Source organism: Ruegeria sp. AL2 (genome assembly GCF_056540845.1).
The window spans coordinates 23,647-49,461 of the sequence record NZ_JBQFXM010000012.1 but is presented as its reverse complement, the minus strand read 5'-3'; the positions used below and the strand labels follow the sequence as shown (position 1 = coordinate 49,461).

General features: G+C 57.0%; 19 protein-coding genes. 9 read left to right on the top strand and 10 right to left on the bottom strand.

Features of this window, described 5'->3' with window-relative positions; all coding sequences use genetic code 11:
• Nucleotides 1-101: 101 nt before the first annotated feature.
• Nucleotides 102-932, top strand: coding sequence for a hypothetical protein (locus ACR0ID_RS14545; RefSeq protein WP_480606478.1), 831 nt, complete (start codon nt 102-104; stop codon nt 930-932).
• Nucleotides 929-1,957, top strand: coding sequence for an endonuclease/exonuclease/phosphatase family protein (locus ACR0ID_RS14540; RefSeq protein WP_480606475.1), 1,029 nt, complete (start codon nt 929-931; stop codon nt 1,955-1,957). Before ACR0ID_RS14545 ends, ACR0ID_RS14540 begins: the two co-directional genes overlap by 4 nt.
• Here the strand turns inward: ACR0ID_RS14540 and ACR0ID_RS14535 are convergent.
• Nucleotides 1,954-2,856: a Rossmann-fold NAD(P)-binding domain-containing protein gene (locus tag ACR0ID_RS14535; RefSeq protein WP_480606472.1), complete on the bottom strand. Its 903-nt coding sequence runs from the start codon at nt 2,854-2,856 to the stop codon at nt 1,954-1,956. The genes ACR0ID_RS14540 and ACR0ID_RS14535 overlap by 4 nt on opposite strands.
• A gap of 84 nt (nt 2,857-2,940) precedes the next feature.
• Here ACR0ID_RS14535 and ACR0ID_RS14530 point away from each other — a divergent pair, with 84 nt between their 5' ends.
• Nucleotides 2,941-3,834, top strand: coding sequence for a LysR family transcriptional regulator (locus ACR0ID_RS14530; protein ID WP_480606470.1), 894 nt, complete (start codon nt 2,941-2,943; stop codon nt 3,832-3,834).
• 3 nt (nt 3,835-3,837) lie between these two features.
• On the opposite strand, the gene ACR0ID_RS14525 is transcribed toward ACR0ID_RS14530, so the two are convergent.
• The gene (locus ACR0ID_RS14525) at nt 3,838-4,365 is read right to left on the bottom strand and encodes a redoxin domain-containing protein (RefSeq protein WP_480494498.1); all 528 of its coding nucleotides are present in this window, start codon (nt 4,363-4,365) and stop codon (nt 3,838-3,840) included.
• A 91-nt stretch (nt 4,366-4,456) separates the two neighbouring features.
• Here ACR0ID_RS14525 and leuB point away from each other — a divergent pair, with 91 nt between their 5' ends.
• Nucleotides 4,457-5,560 (top strand): 3-isopropylmalate dehydrogenase, encoded by a 1,104-nt coding sequence (gene leuB, locus ACR0ID_RS14520; RefSeq protein WP_209507247.1) that lies wholly within the window; start codon nt 4,457-4,459, stop codon nt 5,558-5,560.
• 76 nt (nt 5,561-5,636) lie between these two features.
• Here the strand turns inward: leuB and ACR0ID_RS14515 are convergent, their stop codons facing one another.
• Nucleotides 5,637-7,811, bottom strand: a complete 2,175-nt coding sequence (locus ACR0ID_RS14515; protein WP_480555311.1) for a transglycosylase domain-containing protein — start codon at nt 7,809-7,811, stop codon at nt 5,637-5,639.
• Nucleotides 7,812-8,070: 259 nt separating this feature from the next.
• Here ACR0ID_RS14515 and ACR0ID_RS14510 point away from each other — a divergent pair, with 259 nt between their 5' ends.
• A complete protein-coding gene (locus tag ACR0ID_RS14510) occupies nt 8,071-8,409 on the top strand; it encodes a P-II family nitrogen regulator (RefSeq protein WP_117871083.1) in 339 nt (112 codons plus the stop codon).
• Nucleotides 8,410-8,442: 33 nt separating this feature from the next.
• On the top strand, nt 8,443-9,768 hold the full coding sequence (locus ACR0ID_RS14505) for an ammonium transporter (protein ID WP_480474686.1): 1,326 nt from the start codon (nt 8,443-8,445) through the stop codon (nt 9,766-9,768).
• Between the two features lie 72 nt (nt 9,769-9,840).
• Here ACR0ID_RS14505 and ACR0ID_RS14500 read toward each other — a convergent pair whose 3' ends face one another.
• The 4 genes from ACR0ID_RS14500 to ACR0ID_RS14485 all read right to left on the bottom strand — a co-directional run bounded on the left by ACR0ID_RS14500 (nt 9,841) and on the right by ACR0ID_RS14485 (nt 12,802).
• A complete protein-coding gene (locus ACR0ID_RS14500) occupies nt 9,841-11,025 on the bottom strand; it encodes an amino acid aminotransferase (protein WP_480474685.1) in 1,185 nt (394 codons plus the stop codon).
• Nucleotides 11,025-11,879 (bottom strand): 3-mercaptopyruvate sulfurtransferase, encoded by an 855-nt coding sequence (sseA, locus tag ACR0ID_RS14495; RefSeq protein ID WP_480555312.1) that lies wholly within the window; start codon nt 11,877-11,879, stop codon nt 11,025-11,027. Before sseA ends, ACR0ID_RS14500 begins: the two co-directional genes overlap by 1 nt.
• A 93-nt stretch (nt 11,880-11,972) precedes the next feature.
• On the bottom strand, nt 11,973-12,242 hold the full coding sequence (locus tag ACR0ID_RS14490) for a CBU_0592 family membrane protein (protein ID WP_480474683.1): 270 nt from the start codon (nt 12,240-12,242) through the stop codon (nt 11,973-11,975).
• Nucleotides 12,239-12,802: a helix-turn-helix domain-containing protein gene (locus ACR0ID_RS14485; RefSeq protein WP_480474682.1), complete on the bottom strand. Its 564-nt coding sequence runs from the start codon at nt 12,800-12,802 to the stop codon at nt 12,239-12,241. Before ACR0ID_RS14485 ends, ACR0ID_RS14490 begins: the two co-directional genes overlap by 4 nt.
• A gap of 108 nt (nt 12,803-12,910) precedes the next feature.
• Between ACR0ID_RS14485 and ilvD the strand changes: the two genes are divergently transcribed.
• Complete coding sequence (gene ilvD, locus ACR0ID_RS14480; protein WP_480606464.1) at nt 12,911-14,743, top strand: dihydroxy-acid dehydratase; 1,833 nt, start codon at nt 12,911-12,913, stop codon at nt 14,741-14,743.
• Between the two features lie 128 nt (nt 14,744-14,871).
• On the opposite strand, the gene ACR0ID_RS14475 is transcribed toward ilvD, so the two are convergent.
• On the bottom strand, nt 14,872-15,690 hold the full coding sequence (locus ACR0ID_RS14475) for a sulfotransferase family protein (RefSeq protein ID WP_209599235.1): 819 nt from the start codon (nt 15,688-15,690) through the stop codon (nt 14,872-14,874).
• Nucleotides 15,691-15,833: 143 nt separating this feature from the next.
• Here ACR0ID_RS14475 and ACR0ID_RS14470 point away from each other — a divergent pair, with 143 nt between their 5' ends.
• Together ACR0ID_RS14470 and ACR0ID_RS14465 are read left to right on the top strand one after the other, a co-directional pair.
• Nucleotides 15,834-17,411 carry a DUF5928 domain-containing protein gene (locus ACR0ID_RS14470; RefSeq protein ID WP_480606461.1) on the top strand — a complete coding sequence of 526 codons (1,578 nt, stop codon included), beginning with the start codon at nt 15,834-15,836 and terminating at the stop codon, nt 17,409-17,411.
• 318 nt (nt 17,412-17,729) lie between these two features.
• On the top strand, nt 17,730-21,329 hold the full coding sequence (locus ACR0ID_RS14465; RefSeq protein ID WP_480606458.1) for a flavoprotein: 3,600 nt from the start codon (nt 17,730-17,732) through the stop codon (nt 21,327-21,329).
• On the opposite strand, the gene ACR0ID_RS14460 is transcribed toward ACR0ID_RS14465, so the two are convergent.
• Together ACR0ID_RS14460 and ACR0ID_RS14455 are read right to left on the bottom strand one after the other, a co-directional pair.
• The gene (locus ACR0ID_RS14460) at nt 21,326-22,489 is read right to left on the bottom strand and encodes a hypothetical protein (protein ID WP_480474678.1); all 1,164 of its coding nucleotides are present in this window, start codon (nt 22,487-22,489) and stop codon (nt 21,326-21,328) included. The genes ACR0ID_RS14465 and ACR0ID_RS14460 overlap by 4 nt on opposite strands.
• Before the next feature lie 20 nt (nt 22,490-22,509).
• A complete protein-coding gene (locus ACR0ID_RS14455; RefSeq protein WP_480606455.1) occupies nt 22,510-25,785 on the bottom strand; it encodes an ATP-binding protein in 3,276 nt (1,091 codons plus the stop codon).
• Nucleotides 25,786-25,815 lie beyond the last annotated feature (30 nt).

Below are 25,815 nucleotides of genomic sequence, written 5' to 3'. Positions count from 1 at the left end.
GGCGCTAAAGAGGATCCGTCAACGTCAGACGAAGCGACGGGCGCAAGTTGGAAACAAGTCGACAAAGATCGGCTGATCCGGTTTGAAAAAGGGTTCGGATAGTGATTGCGCGCACAACAGGGGCGGCTATACGCGGTATACTTGTTGCACTTATGGTGCTGACACCTGCGTTGTACCTGCCTGTCTCATCTACGAACGGGACCGAGATACTGGTCTTTCTCGCGATCCTCGCGTTTATCCTGACCTTTGCCGAATACAATTCCGCATTTCCCAGCTTTATCGAATTCCGCGACGCGCCCCCGGTCAATCGCCTTCGGTTTGTCGGCCTGATGTCGATGGTCACCTTTCTGACGCTGATCTGCAAAAACGCCTTTGAACCAACGCAGCTGACCACATTCTCTTATTCGGTTGGCCTGGCTGTCGCAAATGTGGTGGACTTCCCCTATTCTCCGGTGCGCCTCATCGTGCTGATGTTACCCCCGGATGCCAGCCACGCCTTGATCGAACTGGTCCGCATCACGGCCAGCGTGGCTTATGTTGCGGCTTTGGTCACGATTGTCAGCTTTGCCTATGCGGTCAGGGTTCGGGGATGGCCAACCGGCAATGGCGCCTTCAATGTGTGGACTAACTTGCCGCTGTTTGACCCGACCAAAGGGGGTGATGTCGTTACGCGCCTTCAAAGGGATGGCCGCCTGAACATCTGTATCGGCATTCTGCTGCCATTCCTCATTCCGGCGATCATCAAGTTGATGAGCAGTGTGATCGCCCCGATCTCCCTCGGGAATCCACAGACCTTGATCTGGACCATGAGCGCATGGGCCTTCCTGCCCGCCAGCATGATCATTCGCGGCATGGCGACCCTCAGGATCGCGGGCTTGATCATGGAAAAACGCCGCGCCTATTCGACCAGCGAGTCAACACAGACCGCATGATCCGCATCTTGTGTCTGCTATGGCTGCCCTTTGCGGCACAGGCAGAAGTCGTGCGCATTGCCACCTATAATACCGAGCTTAGCAGAAATGGTCCCGGTTTGTTGCTTCGCGACATTCAACGCGATGACGCGCAGGTTCTGGCCGTTGTCGACGTTATTGCGTCGGCGCGCCCTGACATAATCGCCCTTCAGGGTATCGACTGGGATCTGAACAATACCGCTGTAATCGCCCTGATTGGGAAACTGCGCAACGCGGGGCTTGATTATGGATATTACCTTGCCACACAACCCAATGCCGGCCTGGAAACCTCGCTTGATCTGGACGGTGATGACAAGACCCAAGGCCCCGGCGACGCGCAAGGCTGGGGGCAGTTCACCGGTCAGGGTGGGTTGGCGTTGTTGTCGCGATACGAAATTATCACCGCCGAGGTTCAGGATTATTCCGAACTGTTGTGGCGCAGTTTACCGGGCGCCACCCTGCCTGGCGTAAACGGGCACCCCTTCCCGTCTGACGCGGCACATCAGATACAACGCCTGTCTTCGACCGCACACTGGGTTGTACCGATCGAAACCCCTTATGGGCGGCTCAACTTGATGACCTTTCATGCGACGCCACCCGTTTTCGATGGGCCCGAGGATCGAAATGGCTTGCGCAATCAGGATGAGATCCGGCTCTGGTCCGTTTTACTGAACGGTGAACTGGGGCCAGTCCCCGAAAGCCCCTTTTTGATCGCCGGCGATGCCAACCTTGACCCAACGCGTGGGGAGGGCCGTAAACAGGCCATTCAGTCCCTTCTGGCCCATCCCCGTCTGCAAGACCCGCTGCCGAAAGACCCGTCAGGCTCGACCTCAACGGTCGCTTGGAAGGCCACGGGTGAAATGCGCGTGGATTATGTGTTGCCGTCCGCCGACCTGCGCATTTCGGACGCCGGTGTTACGTGGCCGAAAGAAGGCAGTAAGCTATACGAATCTGCCCTGCGCGCCAGCAGGCACCGATTGGTCTGGGTTGACGTCACCCTGCCCTAAGGCGTGACCGTCTCTCCGTTCGCATAGGGCAAAGCCACTTGGCTGGGTGAGATCGCAGAACGCAATGCATCATCCAGATCTGTCTGATACACAGAACCCAGCAACTCGGTCAGGTACGATCCGTCCAACTGGTGCGACACCTGCCACAGATACCGCATTTCAATCAGGTGTGAGGACATGCGCCAGAATGGTCGCGCCAGCTGCAATGGCCACCATTGCATAGGCTTCACGAATATGTCCCTTCCAGTCACTCTCGACAAAGACTGCGCGATCTCAGTTCCGGTCAGAGTATAGCCAGCGAAAGGAACATCGCAGAACCGCGGCAGATCCTTTCGGATTTCACACAGCGCGACGGCAGCTTGGGCCAGATCAGGCAGATAGGCCCAGGCGTGCAAAGCTTCTGGATCTCCGGGATACACGAATTGATTGCGCGACAGATGCTTGATCATGACCTGATCGAACCAGTTTCCAGATGCCTCGGTGTCAATGAAATCACCCGCACGCAGAAGGATCGTTCTGACGGTTGAAGCGCGATACGCCTCCTCCATCTCGATCCGGATACGGCCAAGCGGATTGGTGGCCAAGTGCGGTGTAAGGCCGGACCATGGGCCTTGCGTGCCCGGTCCAAAAACGTAGACGTTTCCGGGAACCAGTACGGTGGCTCCGGTCTCGGACGCGGCGTCTATCACACGTCTGGTCAGGTCGTGCATTTCACGCGACCAATCAGGATAGAGCGGGTTCCACCCGTTTACGATGACATCCACCCCTTTTGCCGCCTGGGAAAGAGAACCGGACCCGCGACGGAATGTCTGCACGGCCCAGCCTGCATTCCGAAACGCCTTTGCAGCATTGCGCCCAAACCGGCCCGATGCGCCGAGTATCAGTGCAGTTTGTGTCATTGATGCCTCCTGTTTCAGACCAATCTATCCATTCAATGCACGTATTGAATTGCCGAGAAATGCAGAATGTGTATTCAATTTTGAATGGACAAAGCACTGACACATGCGGATTGGTCTCTGATCCAGAGCTTTCTGGCCGTGGCCGAAACGGGGTCCCTGTCCGCCGCTGCACGGCACCTTGATCGCAGCCAGCCCACATTGGGACGACAAGTACAAAGCCTTGAGACCGAACTGGGCGTATCCTTGTTCGACCGGCACGCGCGCGGCCTGAAACTGAGCGTGGCAGGGTCCCAGCTTTTGCCGATGGCGCAGCAAATGCACAGCGCCATGACTGCATTCAGCCTTGCCGCCGCAGGGCAGTCGCAGCAACTTGAAGGCTCGGTCCGCATCACCGCTTCGGTCTTCGCGTCGCATCACCTGCTGCCACCGATTCTGGCGTATATCCGAAGGCAGGAACCCGCCATTCAACTTGAGCTGGTCGCCACAGACACCACGGAAAACCTGTTATACCGCGAGGCGGATATTGCCGTTCGCATGTATCGCCCGGCGCAGATGGATATCATTTCGCGATATCTGGGGGAGGTGCCGCTATGCTTTTGCGCGGCCAAGTCCTATCTCGACCGTAGGGGACGCCCCAAGACACCCGAAGAACTTTTTTCCCACGACCTAGTGGGGTTTGACGCCAATCAGGAAATCATCAAGGCAATGCGAGAAAAAGGGTGGCCCGCAAGCCGCAACAGTTTTTCGACCCGCTGCGATCTGCAAAGCGCCTATTGGGAACTGATCCGCGCGGGATGCGGCATTGGCTTCAGCCAGGTCCAGATGGCCGAAGCCGACCCGGATGTCGAAATCTTGCCGCTGGATGTTGAAATCCCGGTTCTGCCCGTGTGGTTGGCTGCGCCGCAGGCCATGCGCCAGACCCCGCGTATCCGCAGGGTCTGGGATTTGTTGGCAGAAGGGCTCAAAGCCTCTCTTTGAGCGTCAAAGTGGGCCGGTATAAGTTCCACGCGCGGGATAGTTGTTGCCCAAAGTGAACTTCAGACCACCCGCGATATCCGACATCGACGGGCGACCGAAAGGCGTGGTCTGTCGCCAAGCATAGTACAGCGTCCGGTCAGGTGCGATGTAGAAATGTCCAGGCTCTGCGAACAGGTCTGGTTCGGCACTGCCTTCGCGCTTGGTCGAGATGTTCAGCCCCCAACCCTCCCGCGCCTCAGACAGGGGCAGGCTGTGGCCTACGCGTAAGCGGGAAACATTGGCTTTTGCGGCGGTTTCAGCGGCACGTTCGGCGGTATCGGTGGTGATCATGATAACCTCGACACCCAGCGCCGCGAAATCGTCCAGCGCCGCCTCGGCCTCGGTCATCTGTCTGATGCAGATCGGGCAATGCAATCCGCGATATTGAATCACCAGCGTTCCGTTTTCGCCCTTGTTGGTCTCAAGGTCGAAACTGCCATGGGCGACGGTTTCAATTTTCAGGGCAGGAACCGGATTTCCAGGTGTCAGCATGTATTTTCCTTGTGTTTTGACAGGTCTGTCTCATTGACCCGATGCTGCGCAGACGCTAGGGCCTGTGCAACAAAACGCAAGGAGACCCTTCATGCCCAACCCCTCGCTCCTCATCCTGCCCGGAGACGGAATTGGCCCAGAAGTTATGGCCGAAGTGCGCAGAATCATCGATTGGTTCGGTGCCAATCGTGGTCTTCAATTTGACGTGAGCGAGGATCTGGTGGGCGGTGCCGCTTATGACGCCCACGGCAAGCCTCTCTCCGATGAGACCATGGCAAAGGCGCAAGAGGTTGACGCGGTTTTGCTGGGCGCTGTCGGCGGTCCGAAATACGACGATCTGGATTTCAGCCTGAAGCCCGAGCGTGGCCTGCTGCGCCTGCGCAAGGAAATGGACCTGTATTCGAACCTGCGCCCCGCGCAGTGTTTTGACGCGCTTGCCGATTTCTCGTCGCTAAAGAAAGACATCGTTGCCGGTCTCGACATCATGATCGTCCGCGAACTGACGTCGGGCGTCTATTTCGGTGAGCCGCGCGGCATCTTCGAGGAAGGCAACGAACGCGTCGGCATCAACACCCAGCGTTACACCGAATCCGAGATCGAACGTGCCGCGCGCTCGGCTTTTGAACTGGCAATGCGCCGCAACAAAAAGCTGTGCTCGATGGAAAAAGCCAACGTGATGGAATCGGGCATCCTGTGGCGCGAAGTCGTCACCCGCGTCGCAGCGGACTACCCCGAAGTTGAGCTGAGCCATATGTACGCCGACAACGGCGCGATGCAGCTTGTGCGCGCTCCGAAACAGTTTGATGTGATCCTGACCGACAACCTGTTCGGTGACATCCTGTCCGACTGCGCCGCGATGCTGACCGGGTCGCTGGGCATGTTGCCTTCGGCCTCTCTTGGCGCGCCGATGGCCAATGGTCGACCCAAGGCAATGTATGAACCCGTCCACGGCTCGGCCCCGGACATCGCGGGTCAGGGCAAAGCCAACCCGATCGCCTGTATCCTGAGCTTTGCCATGGCCCTGCGCTACAGCTTTGATCAGGGCGAAGAAGCGGATCGTCTGGAGGCCGCGATCGAGAAAGTACTGGCCGATGGTGTACGCACCGGCGACCTGCTCGCAGATGAGGGCGTTCAGCCCGTATCAACCACTGAAATGGGCGACGCGATCCTTGCGGCCTTGGATGCCAGCGTCTGAAACACGCAATCAGCGAAATGGCAAAAAGGCGGTGCCCAGTGCACCGCCTTTTTCGTTTTTTCCATCAAAGAAGGCTCTAGTTTCCGCCAAAAATATTCTTCAGCAGATTGTTGATGTCCTCGGCAAAACCTCCGCGCTTTCGACGCGGCTGTGGCTGTGCGACCTGAACCGGCGGTGCTGGTGCCATCATCGGCAAGGGTGTCGGTGTCATCCCTTCGGTGACACGCAGCATGGTTTCTCTCCAGATTTCCGCGGGCAAACCGCCGCCGGTCACACCAGACAGGGGCGTGTTGTCGTCATAGCCCATCCAAACACCGGTTACATAGTCCGCAGTAAACCCGATGAACCACGCATCCCGCGCCGCTTGGGTCGTGCCTGTTTTGCCCGCGACCTGCCAGCCAGGTAACTTTGCCCGTCCACCTGTGCCTTCGGACACTACACGTTCCATCATCCATGTCAGCTGCTTGGCGGCCGCGTCGTTGATCACCCGTTCACCGATACCGGTTGTCGTGACCATGACAGGTGCTTCATCACCCAGCAGCTTCAGCTCGGTCAGGCCATAAGGTTCGACGGCAGAGCCACCGTTCAGAATACCTGCATAAGCCCCCGTCATCTCAATCAGCGTGCTTTCCGACGCGCCCAGCGCCAGGGCAGGCCCTTGCGCCAGATCGCTGGCAATCCCAAAACCACTGGCCACCGTGCGGACGTTATCCAAGCCCGATATCTCAGCAACTTTCACCGCCGGAATGTTCAGCGAGTTCTTCAACGCATCCGCCAGTGACACCCGCCCGTAGTACTTGTTGGTGTAGTTCTTGGGGCACCATTGTCCGGACCCGGGAATGTCCACGCAGTAAGGTTCATCCATCACCGTATCCAGCGGGGAATAGCCGAGTTCCAGCGCGGTGGCATAGACAAAAGGTTTGAAGGACGAACCGGTTTGGCGCTTGGCGATGGTGGCCCTGTTGAACACCCCGGCAACCCGTGTTTCTCGGCCGCCGACCATGGCTCTTACCGCTCCGTCCGCGGACATGACCACGATGGCCGCCTGCGCCTTGGAACCTTCCCGCACCTTTTCCTGAAAGATGAATTGCAAAGCCTCTTCCGCCGATCGCTGAATCCGCTGATCCAAAGTCGTCTGGATTACAACATCTTCGGTTGTGTTGTCGCCAAAATAACTGGGAAGTTCCGAAACAACCCAATCTGCGAAGTAACCGCCCGCTCGGGCAGCTGCCGCTTCAGACAGTTGCGCCGGTCGCGTACGCGCTTCGCTGGCCTGTGCGGCGGTCAGATATCCCTGATCCTCCATCAGACCGATCACCAGCCGCGCCCGATCCTGAGACCGCTGCAGGTTGTTGGTCGGTGCATAGCGTGTAGGCGCAACCAGCAGACCAGCCAGCATCGCGGCCTCTGCGGGCGAAACCTCGGCGGCGGATTTTCCAAAGTAGCGCTGGCTTGCGGCTTCGAACCCACGCGCGCCTGCGCCAAGAAAGGCACGGTTCAGGTAGATCGTCAAAACCTCGTCCTTGGAGTATTTCACCTCCATTGCCAGCGCATAGACGGCTTCCTTAGCCTTGCGCCACAAGGAACCCTGACGGCAGTCGGCCTCATACGCGGCCTCGGAATCCCAATCGCTGGGATCATAGGGAACACCCAGACACAGCAGTTTCGCGGTCTGTTGCGTGATTGTCGACCCGCCATGCCCCGACAAAGGCCCGCGGCCTTCGCTCAGGTTGATGCTGACCGCGCTGGCGACGCCACGCGGGCTGACCCCGAAATGCCGGTAAAATCGCTTGTCTTCGGTTGCGACAACCGCGTTTTTCAGATGCGGAGAGACGGTATCGGCCGTGATCACTCCACCAAACTGATCGCCACGCCAGGCAAAGACCTTGCCATCACGATCCAGCAAGGTCACGGAACCCCGCGCGCGCCCATCCAGCAAGGCATCGACATCCGGCAACGTGGCGTAAACGATACCCACCGCCAGCGCGAGCAGCATGGCCGAAATCGCACCGACACGCCAGGTCAATCCCCAGATCAACCGCCAGATCCATCGGAACAAACGGCGAAAGATACCACCGCCTTTACCCCCTGATGACTTGCGGGTTTTCCTGCGCGTGGTTTTGCGCGTGGTCGGTTTGCGCACCGTCGATTTCTTGCCCGCCGTGCTTTTGGTCGCAGCCAGTTTTCGGCCCTTCGAAGGGTACCGTTTATCCGCGACCAATGTCGGCTTGCGGCGCTTGGACTCAGTCATGCTCAAACTCTGCCCGGTTATACTTTTTGGTCACCATACCTCGACAACCGCAGTATGTAGAGGTCCGAATTTCCGGAATTTCCCCTCTCTATAGCGCTCATTTATTGGGCACAATGCCCAAGTTGTGCAAAAAATGTGCAACTTTGCATTACTTCCCGGCAGGTTTTGACCCCGAAAGCGTTTCTTACTGCGTCGCGGCGCGCTTTTTTTCTGCAGGTGCAAACAAGCCGGTCCCACCGGACAACCAGAGGGGAAAGACGTGAAACTGATCATTGCGACAATCAAGCCGTTCAAGCTGGAGGAGGTGCGCGAAGCTCTGACCGAGGCTGGCGTGCGCGGCATGATGGTAACCGAGATCAAGGGCTTCGGCTCGCAGTCCGGTCACACCGAAATCTATCGTGGGGCCGAATATGCGGTGAACTTCGTGCCCAAGATCAAGCTTGAGATCGTGGTGCCTGCGACAATGGCCGACCAGATCGTCGAGACGATCACCAAAACCGCCAAGACCGGCAAGATCGGTGACGGCAAGATTTTTGTCCTCGATGTCGAACAGGCGCTGCGTGTGCGTACCGGGGAAACCAACGAGGACGCGCTGTAAGCGCGCCCATTCACAATCATTCGAGGACTGACAATGAACCTGATGAAATCTCTCATCCCTGCCGCCGCCATTGTTGCGCTGCCGCAGATGGGTCTTGCGCAAGAGGCCGCCGCAACCGGCGAAGCGGCACAGCACACCCAGTATATCTTTACCACGCTGCTGTTTCTGATGGCGGGCTTTCTTGTTTTCTTCATGGCCGCAGGTTTTGCCATGCTGGAAGGCGGTCTAGTACGATCCAAGAACGTTGCCATGCAGATGATCAAGAACGTGGCATTGTTTTCATTTGCCGCAATCATGTACTGGCTGATCGGGTTCAATCTGATGTATCCCGGCGACGGCTGGTCCATCACGGGCTGGCTTGGCCCGTTCTTCTCGACCACAACGCTTGATGCGGTTGGTGTTGCGCCGGCGGATGCGGCACTGGACTATGCTTCGGTCGGTTCGGACTTCTTCTTCCAGCTTGTGTTCGTGGCCGCGACTGCGTCCATCGTGTCGGGCGCCGTGGCGGAACGGATCAAGCTTTGGCCCTTTCTGATCTTCGTCATCGTGCTGACAGGCATCATGTACCCGATTTCCGGTTCGTGGAAATGGGGTGGCGGCTGGTTGGATGCCAAGGGCTTCTCGGACTTTGCCGGTTCGACCATCGTACACTCGGTCGGTGGCTGGGCTGCGCTGGCAGGGGCCCTTATCTTAGGCCCGCGGATCGGCAAGTACAAAGATGGCAAAGTTCACCCGATGCCCGGCTCTAACCTGGCGCTGGCAACACTGGGGACGTTCATCCTGTGGCTGGGCTGGTTCGGGTTCAACGGCGGCTCGCAACTGGCGATGGGAACAGTGGGCGATGTATCGGACGTGTCACGCATCTTCGCCAACACCAACATGGCGGCTGCTTCGGGCTCGGTTGCAGCGCTGGTCCTGACCCAGGTTCTGTACAAGAAGCCCGACCTGACGATGGTGCTGAACGGCGCACTGGCGGGTCTGGTCTCGATCACGGCCGAACCGCTGGCCCCGACCCTGTTCGGTGCCCTGTGGATCGGTGCCGTGGGTGGTATCATCGTGGTCTTCGCGGTCCCGATGCTGGACAAGTTCAAGATCGATGATGTTGTCGGTGCCATCCCGGTTCACCTGTTCTGTGGCATCTGGGGTACCATCGCCGTCGTCTTCTACGGTGACGCGAGTCTGGGCGCGCAGCTACTGGGCATCGCCGCATACGGCGTTTTCACCTTTGTCGGCGCACTGTTCCTGTGGACGATACTGAAATCCACCGTCGGCATCCGTGTCAGCGAAGAGGATGAGATCAACGGCCTCGACATGGCTGAACTGGGAATGGAAGCATATCCCGAATTCTCGAAAGGCTAAGCCTTGCCTTCACCTGACAAAAAAACCCGGGCGTTCGCGCCCGGGTTTTCGTTTCGAATGTCGCGTCGGCATCTAAACCCCGACATCCACAATTGCTTTGGCCAAAATCGGCACAGTCACTGCGTTCAGCCCGGCAATGTTCAGTCGACTGTCACCGACCATGTAGATACCGTGTTCAACGCGCAGTTTCTCGACCAGTTCCGGTGCCGCCCCAAGGCGTGAGAACATGCCGCGGTGCTGGGCGATGAACCCAAACCGGTCGGATCCGGCCAGACGCTGCAACTCGTCAGCCAGTTGCTGGCGCAGGCCCAGCATGGAGAGGCGAACCTCTTCCAGCTCAGTTGCCCAGTCTGCCCGCAACGCCTCATCCATAAGAATGGTCGTCACCACGCGCGCGCCGTGGTCCGGCGGGAAGGAGTAGTTCTGGCGATTCAAAAACGCCAGTGTGGCCTGATTCAATGCGGTTTCAGCCGCGTTGTCACTGACGGCCATCAGCAACCCGGTGCGCTCACGATAGACGCCGAAATTCTTCGAACATGACGCCGCAATCAGGCATTCCTTGACCGATGAGGCCACCAGCCGCACGCCTTGCGCATCCTCTTCCAGACCGTCACCGAAACCCTGATAGGCAATGTCGATCATCGCAACGAGGCCCAGCGCATTGATCAGGTTCACGACCTCCTGCCATTGCACCATGTTCAGATTGGCACCGGTCGGATTATGGCAGCAGCCATGCAGCAAAACCACGTCACCCGCTTTGGCGGTTTTCAGGTCTGCGATCAGCCCGTCGAAATCGACGCCCCGGGTCTCTTCATCGAAGTAACGATACTGAACCGTTTCCATCCCCAGATAATTCAGGATCGACAGGTGGTTGGGCCAGGTCGGGTTCGACACAAACACGCGTGCCGAAGAGTTCGCCATCCGGATCAACTCGAACGCCTGACGGCAGGCACCGGTGCCTCCGGGTGTCGCCACTGCGGCGATGTTGCCGCGTGGCACAGAAGTACCCAAGATCAATCCGATCATCGCATCCGCATAGGCCGGATCACCGGCCAGACCGGTATAGGCCTTGGTTTCCTGCTCTTCCCAGATACGCTGTTCGGCGGCTTTCACCGCGCGCATCACCGGCGTCACGCCTTCGGCATTCTTGTAGACACCAACACCCAGATCGATTTTCTGATCGCGCGGGTCTTCGCGGTACATCTGCATCAGCGCCAGAATCTTGTCGGCGGGCTGCGGTTTCAGGTTCTCGAACATCAGTTCTCTCCGGTTGCGACGGGCAGGGTCGGGAAGGCACCCCATTCAGCCCAGGAGCCGTCATAAAGCGAGTGGTCTTTCTTGCCCATGCGTTCCAACGCAAGGCTGAGAATGGCGGCCGTGACACCCGAACCGCAAGAGGTGATAGCAGGCTTAGACAGATCGACGCCTGCAGCCTCGAATATGGCGCGGCAGTCCTCGGGCGACTTCATTGTTCCGCTGGCGTTCAACAACTGCCCAAAGGGCACATTGCGCGAGCCCGGAATATGGCCCGAACGCAGCCCTTCGCGCGGCTCGGGTGCGGTTCCGGCAAATCGGTCGGCCGAGCGGGCATCGATGATTTCGTGATCCGCCAGCTTGGCGGCGGCGGAAACTTGCGTGACGTCCCGGACAAGTTGGTTTTGCACGCGAACGGTCATGTGGCGGTCGCGAATGACCGGAGGCAGATCCTCGATCTCGCGCCCCTCGGCCTGCCATTTTGGCAAACCCCCATCCAGAACCGCGATGTTTTCCTGACCCATCAGACGGAACACCCACCAAACGCGCGCTGCGGACATCAGCCCGGCACCATCATAAACCACAACCTGATGACCATCACCGACACCCATGGCCCGCAGGCGTGACATGAATTTTTCGACCGGTGGCGCCATATGAGGCAAGTCGGAACGGTGGTCTGATATCTCATCAATATCAAAGAACCGTGCTCCGGGGATATGCCCGGCATCATATTCGGCCTTGGCATCACGGTTTTGCGCCGGCAAATACCACGACCCGTCCAGAATCCGCAGATCCGGGTCTTTCATATGCGCGGCCAGCCATTCGGTGGATACGAGGGTTTTTGGATCGTCCTGCATCAAAGCCTCCCCTAAGCGAGCTTGGGGTTTCCCTATACCCCGTGGCATGGGCGTTCAAGGCTGGATAGCGCTAGCGCTTGTTGACCTCAGGAATTATCGCGCTTTGCGCAGGCGGAAATGCTGGATGATGCCGATGACACTGATCAAAATCCAGAACCCTTCGATCAGCATCGAGGCCAGATTGAAATTCTCAAGCAGCGAAAAGACGATCAGGACAGACCCCAGCAGGTTGATCATCGGAAAGGCCAGATCATCGGAATTCATCATCCGCATCTGCGTTGCGAAATACGCGGCCACCACGATCAGCGCCCCGAATGAGCCGAAGGCATCCACGATGGTAAGAGTGTCAAAAATGGCAGTCATGAAGGTGCCTTACCGATTTCAGGAGTTTCTGTGTGTTGGGAATAGTGATGCATATTCAGAAACGCAGCCCCTTGCGAACCAGCACGATACCCGTGCGGCAGGTCCGCAGCAAAGCGCAACCCCTGCCCGGCCTGCAACGGCACCCATTCCTCGCCACGCAGGATTTCCAAAGTGCCGCTGAGGACAAATACTTCCTCGGTCACCCCGGCGGCATGAGCCGGGGATTCGTGGCTTTGGTTCGCGGCAAGGTTCACATGAAAGGTCTCGGCACCCAGCGCGGGATCGAAGGGAAAGACAATCTTGACCTCGATACTGCCGGGAAAGGTTACAGTCTGAAAGACCGATGGATCGCCCAGAGTCGTGTCGATCAACCCGCTGAGCGGTATCTGAAAGCCCTTGGCGATTTTCCAAAGCGTCGCGATCGTTGGGCTTGATTCGCCGCGTTCAATCTGGCCCAGCATGGCTTTGCTGACACCGGTCATCTCGGCGACTCTGGACAGGCTCAACCCCGAGGCTGCCCGCACATCCCGTAATTTCAGCGTAATGTCGTCCATAGCCATACCCGCGCTCTGCGATTTACCTTGTACGTTATAACGCACATGTGCTACGTGCGCTATAACGTACGAACCCCGAATTATGCAACCCGAGGCAACAGGGAAAACAGCATCATGCCATTGTACCGATCCAGAACCTCTACCCATGGCCGCAATATGGCTGGCGCACGCGGCCTTTGGCGGGCCACAGGTATGGGTGATGACGATTTCGGCAAACCTATCATCGCCATCGTCAACTCGTTCACCCAGTTTGTGCCGGGTCACGTGCATCTGAAGGACCTGGGCCAGATGGTCGCGCGCGAGGTCGAAGCAGCAGGTGGTGTGGCGAAAGAGTTCAACACGATCGCTGTGGATGACGGCATCGCCATGGGCCATGACGGAATGCTGTATTCGCTGCCCTCACGCGAAGTGATCGCAGATTCGGTCGAATATATGGTCAACGCCCATTGTGCGGACGCTATGGTCTGCATTTCGAACTGCGACAAGATTACCCCGGGTATGCTGATGGCCGCCATGCGTCTGAACATCCCGGCCATTTTCGTTTCGGGCGGTCCGATGGAAGCGGGCAAGATCGACATCGCCGATCTGGAAGCCAAGAAGATTGACCTTGTGGACGCTATGGTCGCCGCCGCAGATGACAAGTTCACTGACGAACAGGTTCAGCACATCGAAGAAAACGCCTGCCCCACGTGTGGCTCATGCTCGGGCATGTTCACCGCGAACTCGATGAATTGTCTGGCCGAAGCGCTGGGCCTAGCCCTGCCGGGCAATGGGTCGACTCTGGCGACACACGCAGACCGCAAAGAGCTGTTCCTTGAGGCTGGCCGCCGCATCGTCGAGATCACCAAGCGCCATTACGATCTGGACGAAAAAGGCTTTCTGCCCCGTGAGATTGCCACCTTTGAAGCGTTCGAAAACGCCATGAGCCTTGATATCGCCATGGGTGGATCGACCAACACGGTGCTGCACCTGCTGGCCATCGCGCATGAGGGTGAAGTTGACTTCACCATGGCCGATATGGACCGCCTCAGCCGTCGTGTTCCCTGCCTCTGCAAAGTCGCTCCCAATACCGAGAACGTGCATATGGAAGACGTCCACCGTGCCGGTGGTATCTTCTCGATCCTGGGTGAGCTCAGCCGCGCGGGCCTGCTGCACAACGAATGCAGCACAGTGCATTCGGCCACGATGGGCGAGGCGATTGCCAACTGGGACATCACCATCGCCAACAATCCCAAAGCACAGGAGCTGTTCAAGGCCGCCCCCGGCGGAGTTCGCACCACACAGGCGTTCAGCCAGTCGAACCGGTTCAAGGAACTAGACACCGATCGCCGAGGCGGCGTGATCCGGTCCAAGGAACACGCATTCAGTCAGGATGGCGGTCTGGCGGTTCTGTTCGGCAACATTGCCCGCGACGGCTGTATCGTGAAAACCGCTGGTGTGGATGCCAATATCCTGCAATTCACCGGCTCGGCCTATGTATGCGAAAGCCAGGATCAGGCTGTTAGCGACATTCTCACCGGCAAGGTGAAAGAGGGCGATGTTGTGGTGATCCGCTATGAAGGCCCGCGTGGCGGTCCGGGTATGCAGGAAATGCTGTACCCAACGTCTTACCTGAAGTCGAAGGGTCTTGGCAAAGCCTGCGCCCTGCTGACCGACGGGCGGTTTTCGGGCGGCACTTCCGGTCTGTCGATCGGCCATGTCTCGCCCGAGGCGGCCGAAGGCGGAGAGATTGGTCTGGTACAGAATGGCGACACGATTGAAATCGACATCCCCAACCGCTCGATCCATCTGGCCGTCTCAGATGAAGAGCTTGCGGCCCGGCGCGAAGCACAGGACGCAAAGGGCTGGGTGCCTGCTGCGCCGCGCAAACGCAAGGTGTCTACTGCGCTGAAGGCCTATGCGAAACTGACCACCAGCGCGGCGAAAGGAGCCGTGCGTCAGGTCTAAACTGATAGATTACCGGTCTGCTGACGCGGCAGACCGGTAAGTCGATCATGCACAGGCGCACCCGGGCGCAACCAGATTAAATGTTTCGCAAGAAACGTTGACGATGGACGGGTCATCCTGCCTAAGGATCAATCGCCCAGTTTGGCGTGAATTTCATCCAGATCGATTTCGCCAATCGGCATCTTGTTGGCCGGGTTTTCGAAATCGTATTTGAACAGCTCAAAATCCTGCTTGTAGATCTCATAGACCAGATGCATCGACAGGTCGTCGAAATAGTCTTCAACCGGATGCGCGCGCTTGGGTCCGTGGCCTTCGGATTCGTTGAACCGGGGTATTTCGGACAGCGAAACAGAATGCTTCAGCTTTGTATTGTCCAAGACACCCTGCATCCCGTCGTTGAACGCTTCGGTCCAGAAGATCCGATCATAACGACCACCGTTCACGATGAAGGTCGACACGTGACCAGACATGGCTGACCAGTGAATGTCCGGGTCCATCGGACGCCGCCAGCGGATGGTATCACGCGCAAACAGCAGGAACCGGCGAAAGCTGGCGATTTGGTCAAACTCTCCCTTGCCATCGTCACCGCCCACCTCGATCCCGTAATTGTAGATCAGCGTCGGCACCAGATTGCCACGATACCGTTTGCCGTTGCGCTGGATCCCGCAGATCTTGTCGAAAAACGAGCTCAGAATACGCGTGTACGGGTTGCGCACACAGGTAAAGGAATACGAGGCGTGATCGCGCACATTTTTGGAAATCAGGTCCTGGCTCTGATCAAAGGCCCATTTGTGCATGCCATCCTTGGCGTCATGGATGTCACCGTCAAAGAACTGACCGTGATCCGAATAATACATGATCTGCCCAATGGTCGAGCAGGCGCATTTTGGCACAACGCGGTACACCATGCTTTCGCTCTCGGTCATCCAGGTACCGGGAAAACCCATCTGCTGTGCCTCCTACGCTGGTCTGGTCTCAAACCGATATGCCAGCTTTTGATAACAAGGAACCAAAATTATTCTGTTTATTCAATCGCTCATCCTCAGTATCACGGTTGAAACCGGGCAGAAACGGAAATTACCTAACCTCGATGGCGAAGATTGCCTATATATTGCTATGCCATAAGGACCCTGATGCAATCATTGCACAGGCCGAACAGCTGACCGCTGCGGGCGATTGCATGGCCATCCACTTTGACGCCCGTGCCAGCGCCGAAGGTTACGGGCGCATTCGTTCCGCGCTGGATCAAAATCCGAACGTGACCTTTGCTAAAAGGCGCATCAAATGCGGCTGGGGAGAATGGTCGCTGGTGCAGGCCACGCTGAACGCCTTGCAGGCTGCCGTCGAAACCTTCCCCCGCGCCACGCATTTTTACATGCTGTCCGGTGATTGCATGGCGATCAAAACCGCAGAATACACTCATCGGTTTCTGGATGATCACGACAAGGATTTCATCGAATGCCACGACTTTTTCGAAAGTGACTGGATCAAGACCGGCATGAAAGAAGATCGGTTGATCTATCGCCATTATTTCAATGAACGCACCCAGCCAAAACTGTTCTACACTGCCTATGAAACGCAGAGGCGTTTTGGGCTGACGCGGCTGATTCCCGAAGACCTTCAGGTTATGATCGGCAGCCAATGGTGGTGTCTTCGCCGCCGAACGGTCGAGATGATTCTGGACTTCCTGCGACAGCGCAGGGACGTGATCCGGTTTTTTGCAACCACCTGGATACCCGATGAAACCTTCTTTCAAACGCTGGTACGCCACCTGATCCCGAAGGGTGAAATCGAAAACCGTACACCGACATTTCTGATGTTTTCGGATTATGGAATGCCCGTCACGTTCTACAACGATCACTATGACATGCTTCTGGGTCAGGACTATTTGTTTGCCCGCAAGATCAGCCCAGAGGCGCATGAGCTGAAAGAGCGTCTCGGCTCACTTTATGCGAGTGAGGGCATCGACTTTCCCATCTCGAACGAGGGGCGTAGCCTTTATGCGTTTCTGGCTGGCCGGGGGCGCATCGGGCACCGGTTCAGGCAACGCTTCTGGGAGGCCGGAAGTGTTCTGGGCCCCGACCGAGAGCTGTTTGTGATCGTGTGCAAAAAGTGGCATGTCGCCAAAAGGCTGGTCGATCAGATCGCGTCTGAAACAGATATCCCCTGCGTCGAATACCTGTTTAACGAAGGGGATACCCAACTGCCTGATCTGGGCGGTATTGAAACGACGCTGACCAAGCGCTCGCGCCATCGGCGGGCCGTTGTACGAATGCTTTTCGAAAGTTTCGGATCAGACCAGTTGGTTCTGTGCCTCGACCCGGCCAATCTGGACGTTGTTCAGGATTTCAGCGGTGATCAGGCCAAAACCCATGTGCTTGAGATCGAATGCGAATACTCGGACGAATACCTGATTGGCCACGCGCGGCGCGTCGGATTGGCGGGTGACAACAGCCCGGTTGAGACTGTTTCCCATCTGCTGCCGACACTTCGCAACGACCTGAGTTACGAGTCCCAACAAATCCGTGCCGCCGGTTTGGACAATTACCTGCGACTGCGGGAAACCGCCCAGCGCGCCGAAAACATAGCTGTCATATCCGAATTTCTTGGGGTGGACAAAGAAAAGGCCGACGCGGTGATGCGGCTGGACTACCTGTTCGCCGACTAAACGGAAAGTCAGCCTGACATCCGACAGCTTTTCGGCCCCCTTTGCTGCATTGGGTGCACCGCATATTTGCCTGTCGGAAAGGACAGCCTAAAACCCAACATCACTGCCATCGTGATTTTTATTCAAAAATCGGATACTGTGCAGCCAATTGGGCCAATTTGCTTATACTTTTTCTCTTTGGCAGGCCGGCCCTGGCCAGTGAAAGGCAAAAACAGACGCGTCCTTAATTCTGAATGACGGGTATCTGCGCATCGAAAACCCGAAAGCCCCTGCTGGCCGCAATTAGACATTTGAAACGCAACTCCGGGGGGAACAGTTGTGCTTATAGATCAAATTGAAACATCCAGATCATATATCCCAAATGACGCAGACTGGAACCTGATATACAAGGTTCTGCCGGGCGAGGCCAAGATTGCCGACCCGTCAGTCATCAACCGTCATTTCGAATGTATCGAGGTGACCGACAACACGGTTCTGCCAGCAAGCGGCATGTATGTTGTTCTGCGCGGTGTGGTTCAGCTGCGGCAGAACGGTAATCCTTTGGCCAGCGCGGATGTCGGTGACTATTTCTATGAAGAGCACCTTCAGATATCAGACATTCCCGTCAGCCTCGAAGCGCTCGCGCTGGACGGATCGCGGGTGGCTTTTCTGTCCAGCGAGAACTGGCGTCAGATACCAGAGGAAATCCGGCAACCCTGCTTCGCCACGATGTTCGGCGATCTGGTCAGTGTTCAATTGCAGAACTTCCAGCAGCCGATCAATTGTTGCAGCGTGACGGCTGCCGCCCTCAGCATGTCCGCGTTGGGCTTCAGTTGCGAAGTGAACGACATTTTCCGTGAATGCGCGCTGCCTTCGTCTTTCGTCGTCAATGACGGTATCTCACTGGGTGAGCTGTTTGACGTCGCCTGTACCTACATTCATTCGCAGGGCTTGCGGGACAGTGTTCAGGTTCAGGCCTATTTCATGGACGAGGACACGACAAACGTGCAGCTGTTGCTGGATGCGATTGACGAATCCAACCGGCTGGGTGGTGACAATGATATTCTGGTGGCGAATTTTCAGGTCGGCGTCGCCCATGGCAAAGCGAATATGCCGGGCGGGCATTTTGCCGTCATCGCCAAGTGCAACCCAAGCACTGGGCTGGTGCACATGATGGACGTACATCCTGAAAAATACGGCAAACTTTGGGTTACAACCGCAGACCGGCTTTGGAAGGCGATGTCGGACCGTGACGGAACCTCGATGCGGTCGCGTGGCATTTTGCGCTTCTCGGCGCGTGCCGCGGTCAAGACGCATCTGAAGACATTCAAGCAACGATGCAACTATGTCGACAGCACGCTCTATCTGGCAAAAGACCCCAAGAAACGGCGCAACCTGTTCCGCCGCGCCACTCCGAACATGAACTCCTTAGGTGTGTTGGTGGAAAGCCTGGCCATTCACGGCGATGACAAGGTGGACGAAGACGAGCTGCTGCGGGCCACCGAAGCCTCTTTCACGGATGTTGTCTCACGGGTGGCCACGGCCGCGGACATGCACAACATGGCCCAGAAATATCTGAACGCGGCTGAAAACATACACCTGAGCAGTTCACTTCGCAGTTTCGGAACGCGCGAGGACACATCGATCCTTACCCCCGAAGACTGGTTCAAGATGCAACTACAGGGCCTGGACGCCAACACGGACCGTCACCTGATGATCAATATCGACTTTAATCGGGTAACCGGGATCGAAGCCATCCGCCCGCCGGTAAACGTTTACCGGGAAACCGCGTTGCTCGAAGAATTCTGGTGCCTGTGTATCGCATATGATGAAGCAGCCGACCTTGTGACGATCGTCGACATGAGCCCCGCAACGTCACAGGTCTGGCAAGCCCCTCGTGGCAACATCTTCCGCGGCTTGCGCGATCTGGAGGACCCGGCTTTGCTGGTGATCGAAACAGTTGAGCCGCCCGAAGATCCCGGCGATGTCGCCAGCATTATCCGGAACAACCCCATGGTTCTGTTTTATGAAGATGAAGACCCGTGGTCCTACATGCTCAGAAGTGTTCTTTCGAACATCGGTGCGACCAGCGTAAAGCAGGTGGATGTGGGCGGTCGCGACCCCAACGCGATAAAGATGCGACGTCAGCTGATATCTTTAGGTGAAAAACCCAAAGTTCCCTACCTGTTTTTCCAAGGCCAGTGCATCAGCAAAGGCGAAAAGCTGGAAGACATTGTGGACATGATCAAGGCAGGTCACCTTCAGGACCGCATGATCGAAGCAGGTCTTCCCGTTTCTAAGCTTGAAGAGACACCCAGCCTGAATAAGAACATGTTCGGCTATCCCAAAGGTGTGATGAACGAGGTAAGCAGCGGCAAACGCAACGTGCTGCTTTGTGCCTGCGGGTCATCGGCGGCAGACAAGATACCAGAACTTGTTGAGCGCATCGTCGACGCCGGACACAATGTCAAACTGATCCCTTCCACTTCGGCTGAAAAGTTTTTTCGGGACTTCGGCGCTGAACGGATCGACGCCAAGATCACCCATAACGACTATTACCGCGACGATGATGAATGGAATTTCCGTTACATGGAATTCGACATGCCAGTGCGTGCGTCGCATCTGGCGCTTTGTGACTGGGCCGATTGCGTGATCGTCGCACCCATCACCTGCAACACCATGGGAAAGGTGGCAAACGGGATCGCCGATAACCTTCTGACCTCTGTCTTTGTGGCGTGGCAGTACCAGAAGAAGCCCGTGATCCTGTGCCCGGCCTGTAACACGAATATGTGGAACAACATCACCACCCAGAACAATGTCGCAAGGCTGAAGACACTGGGCATCGATTTCATAGGCCCACGGGAGGGCCGCCTGTCCAACGGCCGGATGGGGATTGGTATGATGGCCACGCCTGACCAGATCATGGAAGCACTGGGCGAGGCATTCGAAGAACTGGACGACCAGAAATACCGCGTGTGCAAATGGGCCCGGGAGGCTGCCGCCGCCGATGACATCAATGAATGGAAACGTGTGTTCCGCGCCATCGATGAAGGTGTCGTAGGTATCAATATTGTTGACGAAGCCCACGGCGATTCATTGCTGCATTATGCGGCTGGCGGCGAAGGCGAATTGAACGAAGGCGGTCACGATCTGGGCAAGCCAGATTATGAAGCGGCACAGGATTTGATCGGCCGCGATATCGACGTCAATATCGTCAACGATCACGGTTTCACGGCATTGCATGTGGCTGTGATGAACAAAGCCCCAAGGATGGTCGACATCCTGTTGCGCGCCAAAGGCATGGATGCAACCTCGTGCATTAAATTTGTTCAGGGCATGGATATCGCCCCTGAGATACGGACCATGCTGGATGCTTGGGCGCGAGACCACAACCTTAAGATAAAAGACGCGGAACAGGGCCGTGACGAAACCTTTATTGCCGTTCAGGAACCCACCTATCTGTATTTCACATACGGCTCCCTGAAACAGGGGTTCCCGAACCATGAGGCACACAGCCGGGTCTTGAATGACTTTGTCGGGCCTGCCCGCACGCGGCAACCAATGCCCCTGATCGTTCCAAATGAACCGTTCTGCGACAATCCGAACTGTGGCTTCCTGCACCGAATGGCGACCCTTGTCGATCAGCAGGGCATGGGCAAACAAGTAAGCGGAGAGGTTTACCGGGTGACGGAATCGGGCCTGCACGAGCTGGATAAGCTGGAAGGTTATCATGGTCCGGGCTCGTCCAAGAACGTCTATATCCGCAAGAAGATCAACGTGATCTTGGATGGGGTGATGAAACCCGCCTACGCCTATGTGATCGCCGATCCTGAAAAGTACATGCAAAACTGGCGTGACGGAAAATCAGATGTTATCAGCGACTACACACTGGATATGGCGCAGGGTGAACCCAAGCCCGGATTCGAGCCGGCTATCTAGTTTTCCGCTGTGCTGACTGGTGGCGGTTTCGGGCTTTCCTTGGAACTGAGATTATAGGCCGTGATCACCACCATACAAAGCAGGACGAACGGCCAGAACCCGGCCTTGGGAATAAGGTTGTCCCGATAGTGGATGATCCGCAACGACGTCTCAACGTCGGACGCAAACAGGTATGTATTGACCGAAACTGCCAGCAGCATGAAGTACATCAGGAAAAAGAACGACTCCATATAGATCACAGGAGAACCTGCGAACCCTTCACGCAGCTGCACATGGGCCAACAGGATCACGAAAAACAGAACCGAGCAGGTTCCGATAACACTGGACGTGCTGAAGTCATGCCGATCGGCCAGCCCCTCGCGGCGCGTGACGGTCATCAGCGCCCCAAACAGCAGCATTGTCACGACAAGCAGCGGGACCATGTGCACGATGAACGCGTTTGCGAAATTGCGTTTGATGACAAAGTTATAATGCAGCTCGGGCATGTTGGTTTGATAGGCGTTCTGAGCGATGCCCAACGTCGTATCCAGGCTTGACAACTTATAGTCGAAATAGGTGTTCTCACGTTCCCACGTACCCATCACGATCTGACTGTCGATGCCGAAAATATCATCCGGGCCGGTCGCGGAATAAGCCTCAAAGTCAGGAACCAGCGCAACATTGATGTCAAAAGATGCGGGCCAGAAGCGCACCCAGACCGTTTTGTGATCAAAGGGGTAGCGGGTGTAGTCAAAACTCTGCCGAAGGGTTTGTTCAAAATACCACCCGATCAGCAACCCATCTTGTTGCGGCAGCCGATAGGCCTCTTCGATCAGTCCGTTTGCTGTATCGACCGCTTCCGGCAGAAGGAAACCGATCTCACCCTCGGCCGGACGGATCTCATCATGAACACCTGTGATGTAGCGCTGCCAGACGTAACCGGTGACCTGCACGTCGCTGGCACCAAGAAAGCTGAATGATTTTAAGAAGATCCCCGTTTTAACGCGGTAATCCGGCACGGCATCCAGTTTTTCCAGATACGCGTCCACTGATGCCTGATCCGGAAGTTGAGTGGGATCACCCTCAAAATGATTCAGTTCGATCCAAAGTTTGAGCAAGAGACCCCCAAGCCCAAGGGTCAACAAGCCAGAAATCAGCCACACCTTTCTTTCAACGCTCATTCAGCCTCCTGCCGTGTCACCTAATCAGCCAGAAACCCCACTGAACCCAGAAGGGATTGCGTGATACCCATAGCGGCAAACTGCGTTGCCAGATCGGCATACCCCCCGTGTTGTATTGGCGGAGTGTTCTGCTGTCCGCTTTCAGCCAAAAGTCGTGTTTGACAAATGGATAAATCGACCATTGGCAAAGGCTCGGTGGTCGTGAAGGCTGCAAGCCCATCCGCATATTCAATTGCTGCGTCCCAATCGCCGCGCGCCAGCATGACGGCGCAGGCGTCCGAGAAAAAGTGAAGGTGACTGTGACCCACACATCCCTCGGAAATGATCTCAGACCCCAGGTTCAACAAGCGCGTTTGCTCATCAGGGTTGGCCTCGGCCATTGCCAGGGCCGACAAGGCCTTGGGCCCTACAAAGTTCCGCCCATGTTCAAGCGCGATTTCAACCGCGCGACGACCTGTTTCCCGACCGTGGTCCAACTTTCCGGCATAAACCTGCGTTCGCGCCAGATGTTCAAGGGCCTGCGCCTCTAGGCGTTTTGCACCGACGCGTTCCGCAATTTCAGCTGAAACACTGAACGCTTCCAGCGCCTGATCAAGGTTGCCCAAAAAGGTCTCGGCCACGCCAAGGCAGGTCTGTGCAACGCATTCCGGAACAAAGGCAAAATACCTTTGCGAGACTTCGATGGCCTCAATGGCGTCCGCCTTGCCTTGTGCTACGTCCCCGGTGTAACTGCGCGCGACGCTGAGATTGTGCAGATTGGCGGCCAGATCGCGGACCAGCCCTTTTTCGCGCGCTCGTTCAACAGCTTGCGTATAAAAGCCTGTCGCTGTCTTCATGGTGGCTTTCATGAAGTTTGCATCACCAAATCCGCTTAGCGCCCCAACCTCGAGGCGGGCAGAGCCAAGTTTGCGAGCAAGCGTCAGGGCGCGTTCATTGGCGCTTAGCGCTTCCTTGTCCCGGCCCAGAGGGAAAAAGACATTACCGCGCACATAATTGATCTGCGCCACATCCCGCTCTGACCTGCAACGCTCGGCGGCGGTTTCAGCCATATCGAGTGCCTCCAGCGCGTCCTGATACAGGCTGGATTGCCGCGCAGCCTGCGCGAGCCCGATATACGCGCGGCTTATTTGCTCATCGGTTTCGGCAACGCGTGCAGCTTCCCGAAACTCACGCAGTGCGTCGCCGGACAGACCCTGAAGCCTGTGCGTCTCAGCCCGAGCGCAAAGCAGATCGAACCGGACACCTGCGGGGGACGGCAGTTCCAGAGCGCGTTCGATCAATGGGCTGGCATCGTCAAATCTGAAGGCCTGGATCAGTTTCTCCGCCGCGTCCAGATACGCCTGTGCGGCGTTATTCGCCCCAGCCCGGTCCAGATGCTGTGCGCATAGGGTCGCATCGCGATCCTCGAACCACTTGGCGGCCTGTCTGTGCAGGCGCGCACGCTCGGATTTGACCAACGTTGCATAGGATCCATCCCGGATCAGCGCATGGGCAAACATGAGGTCAGGCCCTGCCTCTCGGACCAGCGCGGATCGGATCAGACTGGTCGTATCCAGATGCCCTTCACCCAGAATGAAGTTCAGCACTTCTGCCGAGAACCGTTGCCCCAGTACCGATGCTGCCTGAATGGCGGCGCGGCTGGTTCGATCCAGTGCATCCAGTCGGGACTGAACGATCCCCTGAATACTGCCGGGCACGCTTTGTTGGGTAAGTACATCTGTATTGCGCAACAACTGTTCAAGAAACAGCGGATTGCCCCCGGCGCGTTTGACACAGGTTTCCAGCAACTCGGGGTCGATGGCCGTGAATTCTTCGACCAACAGTCTGGCCTGTTCCTCGCCCATCAGCGCCAGTTCCATCTTGGACACCGGCGCGCCATCGGTTGCCATTTGCCAGTCCCGGTCAATCGGGTCGCCTTCAACCCGGCTGGTCATCATCAACACGCAAGGGATATTCCGCGTCGCCGCCGCAATATGAGAGCAGGTCACCAGGATCTCGGGCGAGGCCCAGTGGATGTCCTCGATCTGGATCAGCAGGGGGGCTTCCCGGCTGCTGGCCGACAGCAACTCTTCAATGACCTGCCGCCTTCCGCGCAAGCGGGTCTTGTTGTCCATCACCGCAAACACCTCGGCCAGACCGGCGTCCTGCTCCAGCTCAAGCAGCGCGTTGAGGTGCGCGGCGTTCGCGGGGCTGACCCAGCCCCTGGCGATTGCGTCCCTGGCCGCTGCGGCACCCGTTTTCGCGCCATCCGACGGGTCAAGACCCAGAATGCTGCGGGCGACCATCTGAATGGCCGAATGCCCTTCGCGCGCGCCGAAATCCATCACGACACCGTTGTGGATCGTGTAGGACTGGCCGGATGCCAGTTCAGCGACTTGCTCGGACAAATGGGTTTTTCCGATCCCGGGCTCACCCAGAATCACATGGACTTCGCCCTTGCCGTGGCGTTTGCATCGGTCAAATGTGGCCGAGAACACCGACAACTCCCGCTCGCGCCCGATGAACTTATGACGCCGTGTGCGAATGTTCCGGGCCAATCGATCCAGACGCCAAATTTCAACGGGATCATTCAGCCCTTTGATGGCCTTCACACCAAGGGATTCGCCCACGAATAGCGGTCCCAACGCGCGCTGAATGTCATGTGAAACCAGAGTCTCGCCGCCTGCGGAAATATCCGTCAGACGGGACGCCAGATTTACCCCATCCCCTGTGACAGTGTATTCTGTATGCGACTGACTTCCGGTCGTACTGGCAATGACCTGACCTGACGCAATACCGATGTGGCAGGAAAGCGGTGGTGACAAAGTCGGTAGAACTGCATGTATCTCGGCAGCAGCACGCGCCGCCCTTTCGGTGTCATTGGTATGTGAAATCGGCGCTCCGAAAACGGCCATGACCGCATCGCCAATATGCTTGTCTATACGACCACCATACTTTTCGACGACATTGTCCACTTTGCTGAAGAATTGATTCAGCAGCGCATGCAGATCTTCTGCATCCAGCTCACTGGATAGTTTCGTGAATGCGGTAAGATCGGCAAACATCACTGTAACCTGTCGGCGCGCGGGCTCGAGCTGTGCAGCAGGTTCAGGCTCTGCTGATGTTTGGCTGGTATCAATCTGTTCTATGGCGCGCAGCAGCCGCCGCCGATCACCGACGGCCGTCACCCCAATTTCGATCAAATCCTCGGCCGTCAAATCAGGCAGGATGGAGAAATCGATTTTGTTGTCTGCGAAGGCCTGCGCGTACTCGTTTAATCCAATTGCGCTCAGCCAGCCCCTAAGGTCCTGAGACATGTTGCCCCTCTGAAGTCCCCCGCTTCATCC

Excerpts from the sequence above, each read along its gene's own strand:
- ACR0ID_RS14460 (WP_480474678.1), bottom strand. The coding sequence starts at position 22,489 with ATGAGCGTTGAAAGAAAGGTGTGGCTGATTTCTGGCTTGTTGACCCTT.
- ACR0ID_RS14525 (WP_480494498.1), bottom strand. The coding sequence starts at position 4,365 with ATGCTGACACCTGGAAATCCGGTTCCTGCCCTGAAAATTGAAACCGTC.
- ilvD (WP_480606464.1), top strand. The coding sequence starts at position 12,911 with ATGCCATTGTACCGATCCAGAACCTCTACCCATGGCCGCAATATGGCT.
- sseA (WP_480555312.1), bottom strand. The coding sequence starts at position 11,879 with ATGCAGGACGATCCAAAAACCCTCGTATCCACCGAATGGCTGGCCGCG.
- ACR0ID_RS14505 (WP_480474686.1), top strand. The coding sequence starts at position 8,443 with ATGAACCTGATGAAATCTCTCATCCCTGCCGCCGCCATTGTTGCGCTG.
- ACR0ID_RS14490 (WP_480474683.1), bottom strand. The coding sequence starts at position 12,242 with ATGACTGCCATTTTTGACACTCTTACCATCGTGGATGCCTTCGGCTCA.
- ACR0ID_RS14455 (WP_480606455.1), bottom strand. The coding sequence starts at position 25,785 with ATGTCTCAGGACCTTAGGGGCTGGCTGAGCGCAATTGGATTAAACGAG.
- ACR0ID_RS14535 (WP_480606472.1), bottom strand. The coding sequence starts at position 2,856 with ATGACACAAACTGCACTGATACTCGGCGCATCGGGCCGGTTTGGGCGC.
- ACR0ID_RS14515 (WP_480555311.1), bottom strand. The coding sequence starts at position 7,811 with ATGACTGAGTCCAAGCGCCGCAAGCCGACATTGGTCGCGGATAAACGG.
- ACR0ID_RS14485 (WP_480474682.1), bottom strand. The coding sequence starts at position 12,802 with ATGGCTATGGACGACATTACGCTGAAATTACGGGATGTGCGGGCAGCC.
- ACR0ID_RS14475 (WP_209599235.1), bottom strand. The coding sequence starts at position 15,690 with ATGGGTTTTCCCGGTACCTGGATGACCGAGAGCGAAAGCATGGTGTAC.
- leuB (WP_209507247.1), top strand. The coding sequence starts at position 4,457 with ATGCCCAACCCCTCGCTCCTCATCCTGCCCGGAGACGGAATTGGCCCA.
- ACR0ID_RS14470 (WP_480606461.1), top strand. The coding sequence starts at position 15,834 with ATGGCGAAGATTGCCTATATATTGCTATGCCATAAGGACCCTGATGCA.
- ACR0ID_RS14530 (WP_480606470.1), top strand. The coding sequence starts at position 2,941 with ATGGACAAAGCACTGACACATGCGGATTGGTCTCTGATCCAGAGCTTT.
- ACR0ID_RS14500 (WP_480474685.1), bottom strand. The coding sequence starts at position 11,025 with ATGTTCGAGAACCTGAAACCGCAGCCCGCCGACAAGATTCTGGCGCTG.
- ACR0ID_RS14540 (WP_480606475.1), top strand. The coding sequence starts at position 929 with ATGATCCGCATCTTGTGTCTGCTATGGCTGCCCTTTGCGGCACAGGCA.